A 9,014-nucleotide genomic window follows, 5' to 3' on the forward strand; every position below is an offset into this window, starting at 1 on the left:
TAGGGGTCCCGAGCAGACGCAAAAGCCCCCCATTTCGCGACGAAATGGGGGCTTTTGCGTCTGGTCGCGGGAGGGAGACCCGGCAGGTATTCCGGCGCCGCGGTACGGCACGATGGTCGGGTGCCCGAAAACGGAAGCGAGGCAGCCGACCCCGATCTGCTGATCGACTTCAGAAACGTGTCGCTACAGCGCGGCGGACGCCCCCTGGTCGGACCGCTGGATTGGGCCGTGGAGCTCGACGAACGCTGGGTGATCATCGGGCCCAACGGCGCCGGCAAGACGTCGCTGCTGCGCATCGCCGCCGCGACCGAGCACCCGTCGTCGGGCGTCGCGTTCGTCCTCGGCGAGCGGCTGGGCCGGGTCAACATGAGCGAGCTGCGTTCGCGGGTCGGGCTGAGCTCGTCGGCGCTGGCGCAGCGGATCCCCACCGACGAACTGGTGCGCGACCTCGTCGTATCCGCCGGCTATGCGGTGTTGGGTCGATGGCGTGAGCCCTACGACGACGTCGACTACCGCCGGGCGATCGACATGCTGGAAAGCCTTGGCGCCGAGCACCTCGTGGACCGCACCTACGGGACGTTGTCGGAAGGGGAACGCAAGCGGGTGCTGATCGCCCGCGCCTTGATGACCGACCCGGAGCTGCTGCTGCTGGACGAACCCGCCGCCGGCCTGGACCTGGGCGGCCGGGAGGAGCTGGTAGCCCGGCTGGCCGACCTGGCCGCCGACCCCGATGCGCCCGCGCTGGTGCTGGTCACCCATCACGTGGAGGAGGTGCCGCCGGGCTTCAGCCACTGCATGCTGCTGTCGGAGGCGCGCGTGGTCGCCGCCGGTTTGCTGCCCGACGTGCTGACCGCCGAGAACCTGTCCACCGCGTTCGGCCAGTCGATCGCCCTGGACGTCGCCGACGGGCGCTATTTCGCCCGCCGAGTTCGCACCCGCGCGGCCCACCGGAGGCAGTCATGACTTCACCGCAGGATCCGCCGCCCCTGGTTCCCAGGCCCGCGGCGACGGTGATGTTGATGCGCGAAGCGGGGGACGGCCTGGCCGTCTTCCTGATGCGACGGCACTCGCGGATGGAGTTCGCCGCGGGGACGATGGTGTTTCCCGGGGGCGGCGTCGACGACCGCGACCGCAACGCCGACATCGCGTGGGCCGGGCCGCCGCCGCAGTGGTGGGCGCAGCGGTTCGGCATCGAACCCGACCTGGCCGAAGCGCTGGTCTGCGCGGCCGCTCGGGAGACCTTCGAGGAATCGGGGGTGTTGTTCGCCGGCCCGGCCGGCGACCCGGACGGCATCGTCGGGGATGCCTCGGTCTACGGCGACGCCCGCCGCGCGCTGGCCGAGGGCTCGCTGTCCTTTGCCGACTTTCTGCGCCGGGAGAACCTCGAACTGCGATCCGACCTGCTGCGGCCGTGGGCCAACTGGGTGACCCCGGAGGCCGAGCGCACCCGTCGTTACGACACCTATTTCTTTGTGGGGGCCCTGCCGGAGGGGCAGCGGGCCGACGGGGAGAACACCGAATCCGACCACGCCGGCTGGACGACGCCGCGGGCCGCCATCGACGACTTCGCCGCCGGACGTAGCTTCCTGCTGCCGCCGACCTGGACCCAGCTGGACTCGCTGGCCGGTCGCACGGTCGCCGATGTGCTGGCCGTCGAGCGTCAGATCGTCACGGTGCAGCCGCACCTCGAGATCCAGGACGACAACTGGATTTTCGAGTTCTTCGACTCCGACCGGTACCACCAGGCGCGGGAAGCCGGTGGGATGGGGTGGCGGCATTGAGGGAGTTCGTCAGCGTCGTGGTCAGCGACGGCTCCCAGGACGCCGGCCTGGCCATGTTGCTGCTGTCGCGGCCGCCCACCAACGCGATGACCCGGCAGGTCTACCGCGAGATCGTGGCCGCGGCCGACGAGCTGGGGCGCCGTGACGACGTCGCCGCCGTGATCCTTTTCGGCGGCCACGAAATCTTCTCGGCCGGCGATGACCTGCCCGAGCTGCGGACGCTGAGCCCCCCGGAGGCCGATACCGCGGCCGGCGTGCGCCGGGAGGCCCTCGACGCCGTGGCGGCAATCCCGAAGCCGACCGTGGCCGCGATCACCGGATACGCGCTGGGCGCCGGCCTCATGCTGGCCCTGGCCGCCGACTGGCGGGTCAGCGGCGACAACGTCAAGTTCGGCGCCACCGAGATCCTGGCCGGCCTGATCCCCGGCGGCGGGGCAATGGCCCGCCTGACCCACGTGGCCGGGGCGAGCAGGGCCAAGGAGTTGGTGTTCAGCGGGCGCTTCTTCGGCGCCGAGGAGGCCCTGGCTCTGGGCCTGATCGACGAGATGGTGGCCCCCGACGACGTCTACGACGCGGCGGCGGCGTGGGCACGCCGCTTCCTCGACGGGCCGTCCGAGGCGCTGGCCGCCGCCAAGGCCCGAATCAACGCCGTTTTCGATCCGCTACCGGATGCCGATTAGGCTGCCCTGCATGACGAGGAGTTCCACCGACGCCGTCCCCAACCCGCATGCCACCGCCGAGCAGGTGGAAGCGGCGCGGCATGACAGCAAGCTGGCCCAGGTGCTCTACCACGATTGGGAGGCGGAGAACTACGACGAGAAATGGTCGATCTCCTACGACCAGCGGTGCGTCGATTACGCCCGGGACTGTTTCGATGCCGCCGTGCCCGACGAGGCGCTCAGGGAGTTGCCGTATGGCCGTGCGCTCGAATTGGGTTGCGGGACAGGCTTTTTCCTGCTGAACCTGATCCAGTCCGGGGTGGCGCGGCGCGGGTCGGTGACCGACCTGTCGCCGGGGATGGTCAAGGTCGCCACCCGCAACGGCCAATCGCTGGGTCTGGACATCGACGGCCGGGTCGCCGACGCCGAGGGCATCCCGTACGAAGACAACACCTTCGACTTGGTGGTCGGGCACGCCGTGCTGCATCACATTCCCGACGTGGAACTGTCGCTGCGTGAGGTGATCCGGGTTCTCAAGCCGGGCGGCCGGTTCGTGTTCGCCGGCGAGCCGACCACCGTCGGCAATAGCTACGCCCGCGGGCTGGCGGACCTGACATGGAACATCACCATCCGAGCCGTGAAGCTGCCCGGACTGGGCGGTTGGCGGCGGCCGCAGGCCGAGATTGACGAGAATTCACGGGCGGCCGCCCTGGAGTGGGTGGTCGACCTGCACACCTTCGAGCCGAAAGACCTGGAGCGGATGGCTGCCAACGCCGGCGCCGTGCGGGTTCGCACTGCCAGCGAGGAGTTCACCGCCGCAATGTTCGGCTGGCCGGTGCGCACATTCGAAGCGACCGTGCCGCCCGGGCGGCTGGGCTGGGGCTGGGCGAAGTTCGCCTTCAACGGCTGGAAGACGCTGGGCTGGGTGGACGCCAACATGTGGCGGCATCTGGTGCCGAAGGGCTGGTTCTACAACGTGATGATCACCGGGGTCAAACCCTCCTGAGTGCCGGGCTGCGCTTCAGCGCCGACGACGTCGACTACCTGGGGTCGGAATCGGGTGCCGCGGCGCTGGCCGCCGTCGCCGAATTCGAGCTGACCGACGCGACGCGGGTCGCCGACATCGCGGCGGTGCGCGCGCGGTTCGGTGATCGGGCGCCGGTGCTGGTGGAGACGACGCTGCTGCGCCGCCGGGCCCTGGAAAAACTAGGCAAGCTCGGCGAGTTCGGTGACGTGTCGAACTGGTTGTTCACCGACGAGGCGCTGCAGCAGGCCACCGCGGCGCCGGTGGCCTTGCATCGGGCCGGGCGGCTGGCTGAGGCGGCGGTGACGGTGCACGACGCGACGTGCTCGATCGGCACCGAGTTGGCCGCGCTGCGCGACGCGGGGATCCGGGCGGTCGGCAGCGACATCGATGCGGTGCGGCTGGCGATGGCGCGCCACAACCTGGGCGCGGCGACCGACCTGTGCCGCGCCGACGCGCTGCATCCGGTGACCCGCGACGCGGTGGTCCTCGTCGACCCGGCGCGTCGTCTCGGGGGGCGGCGGCGGTTGCGCATCGATGACTACCGGCCCGGCCTGGGCCCGGTGATGGACACCTATCGCGACCGGGGCCTCGTCGTAAAGTGTGCTCCCGGAATAGATTTCGACGAGGTGCGGCGCCTCGGTTTCGACGGTGAAATCGAGGTGACGTCGTATCGCGGGTCGGTCCGCGAAGCGTGCCTGTGGTCGGCAGGGTTGGCGCGGCCGGGTGTGCGCCGACGGGCGAGCGTCCTCGACCGCGGGGAAGAGATCACCGACACCGAACCGGACGACTGCCCGGCGCAGCCGGCTGGGCGGTGGATCGTCGACCCCGACGGGGCCGTGGTCCGGGCCGGCCTGGTGCGCCACTACGGCGCGCGTCACGGGCTGTGGCAACTCGACCCCGACATCGCGTATCTGTCCGGGGATCGGCTGCCGCCGGGGGTCCGCGGCTTCGAGGTGCTCGAGCAGTTGGCGTTCGACGAGCGCCGGCTGCGGCAGGCGTTGACCGCGCTGGGCTGCGGGTCGCTCGAGATCCTGATCCGCGGTGTGCGAATCGACCCCGACGGTCTGCGGCGGCGGCTGCGGCCGCGCGGTGACCGGCCGCTGTCGGTGGTCATCACCCGCATCGGCTCCGGGGCCGCCGGTCACGCGGCGGCCTTCGTCTGCCGTCCCTCCCCATAGCGCCCGGTAGGCTGGCTGCGGTCACCCTGGTAGGCGCCCCGCCCTTAATCTGCGAGGACAATTCGACGATGCGTTACCTGATTGCGGCCGCGGCGCTGGCTGCCGCGGCCGTGCTGGGCTGGCCGGTCGCCCCCCGCTCGGTCTCCGAGCCGCCGTCGTGCGCCAGCCTGGGCGGCACCGTCGAGACAGGGCAGATGTGCCAGGTGCACGCCACCGGCCCCAGCTACATGCTCAACATGACGTTCCCCGCCGACTACCCCGACGAGCAGGCGTTGACCGACTACATCACGCAGAACCGCGACGGGTTCGTCAACGTCGCCCAGGGATCCGGGACACGCGACCAGCCCTACCAAATGGAAGCCACCACCGAACAACACACCGCGGGCCAGCCGCCCCATAACACCCGCAGCGTCGTGCTGAAGCTCTTCCAGGACTTGGGCGGTTCGCGGCCGACCACCTGGTACAAGGCGTTCAACTACAACCTCGGGACCAAGCAGCCCATCACCTTCGACAATCTGTTCGCGCCCGGCACGACGTCGCTGGACAGCATCTTCCCGATCGTCCAGCGCGAGCTGAACCGTCAAAACCCTTTGGGGGCGCTGATATTGCCCTCGACCGGGCTTGACCCCTCGCACTATCAGAACTTCGCCATCACCGACGACCAGCTGATCTTCTACTTCGCCCCAGGCGAGATGCTGCCGGCGGTCGGCGGCCCGGTCCAGGCGCAGGTGCCCCGCAGCGCCATCCCGCCGCTGGCGATCTAGCGCCTACACGGGTCCGGCCAGCGACTCCATCGCCGCTTCGCCGATCGTCAGCCCGACCTGCGCCACACCACCGATGATCGGGACGAAAAAGGCGGTCCGGCGCCGGACGAGCAGGAACACGGAGACCGCGAAGTCGGCGACCAGGACGGCGGCGCCGCCCCAGATCCCCAACATCATGGCGCGGTCGATCCAGGCGGGATCGCCGCACTTCACGGCCCCGCACGGGTCGGTGCCCATGACGACCAGGCCCAGCAGGACAACCGTCGCCGCCAGCAGAAATCCATGGACGACCAACAGGACGACGGTTACGGCGATGTCCGTCGGCCGGCTGCGGGTGCTCATGCCGGCACGTAGCCGTAGACCTGACCGTCGCTGGTGGCGGCGACCACCCGGCGATCGTTGCCCACCGCCACCCCGACGGGATACCCGGTGGCCGCCGGAAGCGGATAGCTGCCCAGCGTATGGCCGTTGGCCGGATCGAAGACCAGCGCCGACATGCCGGGTGCGCCGTCCGCGGGTGGACCGTCGACGACCGCGTACCCGACGCCGCCGGCCAGGCTCGACGACGACAGCGGCGTGACGTCGTCGCGGCGCCAGACCGGGTCGGCGTGATCGCCGGCGTCCTTGAACGCCGCCAGCCGCGTGCCGGGGCCGCCGCCCGACACGATCAGGCCCTGCGGAGTGACCGCGGGCGGCGTCTGCGCCAGGAAGCCCAGCGGCGCCGACCATTTCACCTTCCCGTCGGTGGCGTGCAGGGCCCACAGCCGTTGGTCGCGGCCGTTGACGTAGACGGTCGACCCGTCGGCGGAGAGCACCGGGCTGGCGATGACACCGGCGCCTACCGCGTCGCTGGCCCAGTCCCGGGTGATCAGCGGGGTCTGGCCGGGGTGGTACTTCAGCCCGACCAGCCCTGCGGCCGGAGCGCCCGGCTGCCAAATGCCGGCCACCACCGTCCCGTTGACCGCCGAGAAGGCCGGCGCGGCCGCAACCGGACAGCCCTGCCGGGCGGGCGCGCAGTCGGCCAACCCGCGCGTCGCATCGGTGGGGTCGACCCCCTCCACCAGATCGAGCGGGCTGCCGATCACCTCGCCGCGGTGGGAGTCGAAAACCAGCACCTGCCCAAGGTGTGTCGTGACGAGCAGCTGGCCGTGTCCCAAAAACCTTGGGGTGGTGGGCATCCCGATCACCGGCTGGCGCCACCGCGTCCACTGGGTCACCGGAAACGAGAAGAAGGTGCCCGGTTGGCCGACGTAGAGGTTGTCGAAGCCGTCGAACAACGGGCCGGCGAAGCCGCCGCCCTGGACCAGCCGGACACACCAGCGCTGGCGGCCGTTGTCGTTGTTCTCCCACTCCATCAGCGAACACCCGGCCGGGGTTTGCGCGTTGAGCGCGAGATAGCTGCGCGCGCTGAGCGCGGCACCGGACGCGAGACTGCCCTTGACCGACCGCGTCCACTGCAGCGACAGCTTGATGGCGCCGCCGGTCGCGGTGTAGCTGCTGTTGGCGGCGTCGCCGTATTGCGCCGGCCAGCCCTGCGCGGGCGAGGCGTCGACCCACGAATCTGTGTTGCCGCAGCCGCCGAGCCCGACGGCGAGCGCGGCCGCCAGCGCTGCGCACGAGCTACGCCGAAGCCCACGGAAGAGATGTCGGGCAAGCACCTCGGGTGTCCAAATCCTTCGATGTGAGCGGGCGGCGATCGAGTACAGGTGAGGGTAACCCGTGGCGGCTCCGATAGGCTTTCCGGCCATGACGAGCATGTGGAATGCTCCGCTTCATCGCCGTTGGCGTGGATCGAACTTGCGGGACCCTCGCCAGGCCAAGTTCCTCACGCTGGCCTCGCTGAAGTGGGTGCTGGCCAACCGCGCCTACACCCCGTGGTACCTGGTGCGCTACTGGCGGCTGCTGAAATTCAAGCTGGCCAACCCGCACATCATCACCCGCGGGATGGTGTTCCTCGGCAAGGGCGTGGAGATCCACGCGACACCGGAACTGTCGGAGCTGGAGATCGGCCGCTGGGTGCACATCGGGGACAAGAACACCATCCGCGCGCACGAGGGCTCGCTGCGGTTCGGTGACAAGGTCGTGTTGGGCCGCGACAACGTCATCAACACCTATCTCGACATCGAGTTCGGCGATTCGGTGTTGATGGCCGACTGGTGCTACGTCTGCGACTTCGACCACCGAATGGACGACATCAACCTGCCCATCAAGGACCAGGGCATCGTCAAGTCACCGGTCCGGATCGGCCCCGACACCTGGGTCGGGGTCAAAGCGACGGTGCTGCGCGGCACGTCCATCGGGCGCGGCTGCGTGCTGGGGTCGCACGCCGTGGTCCGCGGCGTCGTCCCCGACTACTCGATCGCGGTCGGCGCACCTGCCAAGGTGGTCAAGAACCGGCAGCTGTCCTGGGAGAGCTCGGCCGCGCAGCGCGCCGAAAGGGCCGCCGCCCTGGCCGATATCGAACGCAAGAAGGCGTCCCGGTAGCGGCGGCTATCCCGACCAATGTCGGGCCTGTTCCGGCCTATTCGGGTTTGTCGTCGACCTTGTAATCGAAGCTGACGTCGCCGGCGTCGACGCTCGTGACATTCACCGCTATGCCGTACTTCTGGCCGGCGTCGGTGAGTTCGCATCGCAGCGTCGCGCCCTCGACTCCCTTCAGGTTGTCCGGGCAGGTCACCGAATCGGGCTTGCGGCCCACCTGCTGGGTGAGCTTGTTGCTGAGGATTTTGGCGACCTGGTCCTTGTCGACCGTCTCGACCATGTCGAACTTGACGTCGTTGCCGTTGACGCTGGTCACGGTCACGTTGACGTTGAAGGTTTGGTCTTTGACCTTCATCGTGCAGTTCAGCTGCGCCCCGACCGCGGCGGGCAGGTCGTTCGGGCACGTGACCGATTCGGGCTTGTTGCCGGCGGCGTCCGTCAGCTTGGAGGTGATCTGGTTGGCGACGTCACCCTTGCTCACCGCGTGCTTCGATCCGACCGAACACGAACAGGCGCCGGCGCTGGCCATCAGCCCCGCGGCAGCGCCTGCAACCAACAACGTCCGAACGATCGAGCGAGCCATGGCGCCTCCCGGGCCGAAATCGACGACAACTGAGAATCGGCTGATGATTACATGCCAACCAGCTTGGGGTAGGAGAAATCGCTAATCCTTCACCGAAGCGCGGTGGTGAACTGACTGGTTGCGCGGATGCTGCGATGACGGCGCAGCGCTTCGGCGCGCTCGGCGTCATGGCGGCGCGATCGTGCTACCGCAGATCCCGGCGAAACCTCAACGGCGCCGGCATATTCGATGTCAGCGGTTGAGCCAGCTCCCGCCCTAATAGACCATGGCTAGCCACGGTCTGCTACCGTGCGGTCTCCTGGCGCCGCTCATCCTCAAACGTCCACATCGCGGCGAGCATCGCCGTGAAAACACGGTGAGCGGCGACCAGGTCCCTGTCGGTCAGGTCCGTCAGGGCGGCGCTGAGCAGGACGCCGAGGGGTCCGAAGAAGTCGCGCGCCAGCCTCATGCCGCTCTCCTCGTAGCGCAGCAGCCACTTTCGCCGGTCATCCGGGTCGGGTTCCCGTCGAATATGGCCGGCGCCGATCATCCGATCGACGAG

Annotated in this window: 9 protein-coding genes and 2 pseudogenes; 7 read left to right on the forward strand and 4 right to left on the reverse strand. The window is 69.3% G+C overall.

The window, feature by feature from the left end:
* Positions 1 to 120: 120 nt before the first annotated feature.
* From JWP83_RS17860 to JWP83_RS17885, 6 genes and pseudogenes are all read left to right on the forward strand, one after another.
* Positions 121 to 963, forward strand: a complete 843-nt coding sequence (locus tag JWP83_RS17860) for an ABC transporter ATP-binding protein (protein WP_297732484.1) — start codon at positions 121 to 123, stop codon at positions 961 to 963.
* Entirely contained in the window at positions 960 to 1,781 is an 822-nt protein-coding gene (locus JWP83_RS17865) for an NUDIX domain-containing protein (RefSeq protein WP_297732486.1), read from the forward strand. The genes JWP83_RS17860 and JWP83_RS17865 overlap by 4 nt, the downstream gene beginning before the upstream one ends.
* A pseudogene (locus tag JWP83_RS17870) lies at positions 1,778 to 2,440 on the forward strand (enoyl-CoA hydratase); the annotation flags it as partial. The gene JWP83_RS17865 and the pseudogene JWP83_RS17870, both read left to right, overlap by 4 nt.
* Before the next feature lie 31 nt (positions 2,441 to 2,471).
* Positions 2,472 to 3,446: a class I SAM-dependent methyltransferase gene (locus tag JWP83_RS17875; RefSeq protein ID WP_297732488.1), complete on the forward strand. Its 975-nt coding sequence runs from the start codon at positions 2,472 to 2,474 to the stop codon at positions 3,444 to 3,446.
* Positions 3,404 to 4,645 (forward strand): class I SAM-dependent methyltransferase, encoded by a 1,242-nt coding sequence (locus JWP83_RS17880; protein ID WP_297732501.1) that lies wholly within the window; start codon positions 3,404 to 3,406, stop codon positions 4,643 to 4,645. Before JWP83_RS17875 ends, JWP83_RS17880 begins: the two co-directional genes overlap by 43 nt.
* 68 nt (positions 4,646 to 4,713) lie before the next feature.
* Entirely contained in the window at positions 4,714 to 5,409 is a 696-nt protein-coding gene (locus JWP83_RS17885; RefSeq protein ID WP_297732490.1) for an esterase, read from the forward strand.
* Positions 5,410 to 5,412: 3 nt separating this feature from the next.
* Here the strand turns inward: JWP83_RS17885 and JWP83_RS17890 are convergent, their stop codons facing one another.
* Both JWP83_RS17890 and JWP83_RS17895 read right to left on the reverse strand, forming a co-directional pair.
* On the reverse strand, positions 5,413 to 5,751 hold the full coding sequence (locus JWP83_RS17890; protein ID WP_297732492.1) for a hypothetical protein: 339 nt from the start codon (positions 5,749 to 5,751) through the stop codon (positions 5,413 to 5,415).
* Positions 5,748 to 7,157: a PQQ-binding-like beta-propeller repeat protein gene (locus JWP83_RS17895; protein WP_297732494.1), complete on the reverse strand. Its 1,410-nt coding sequence runs from the start codon at positions 7,155 to 7,157 to the stop codon at positions 5,748 to 5,750. Before JWP83_RS17895 ends, JWP83_RS17890 begins: the two co-directional genes overlap by 4 nt.
* Here JWP83_RS17895 and JWP83_RS17900 point away from each other — a divergent pair.
* On the forward strand, positions 7,156 to 7,893 hold the full coding sequence (locus JWP83_RS17900; RefSeq protein ID WP_297732497.1) for an acyltransferase: 738 nt from the start codon (positions 7,156 to 7,158) through the stop codon (positions 7,891 to 7,893). The two genes, JWP83_RS17895 and JWP83_RS17900, sit on opposite strands and share 2 nt — an antisense overlap.
* 37 nt (positions 7,894 to 7,930) lie before the next feature.
* Here JWP83_RS17900 and JWP83_RS17905 read toward each other — a convergent pair whose 3' ends face one another.
* Positions 7,931 to 8,473 carry a DUF4333 domain-containing protein gene (locus tag JWP83_RS17905; protein WP_297732499.1) on the reverse strand — a complete coding sequence of 181 codons (543 nt, stop codon included), beginning with the start codon at positions 8,471 to 8,473 and terminating at the stop codon, positions 7,931 to 7,933.
* A gap of 283 nt (positions 8,474 to 8,756) precedes the next feature.
* Positions 8,757 to 9,014 (reverse strand): annotated as a pseudogene (locus tag JWP83_RS17910) (MarR family transcriptional regulator); the annotation flags it as partial.

It is taken from the genome of Mycobacterium sp. (assembly GCF_025965855.1).
Taxonomy (GTDB): Bacteria; Actinomycetota; Actinomycetes; order Mycobacteriales; family Mycobacteriaceae; genus Mycobacterium.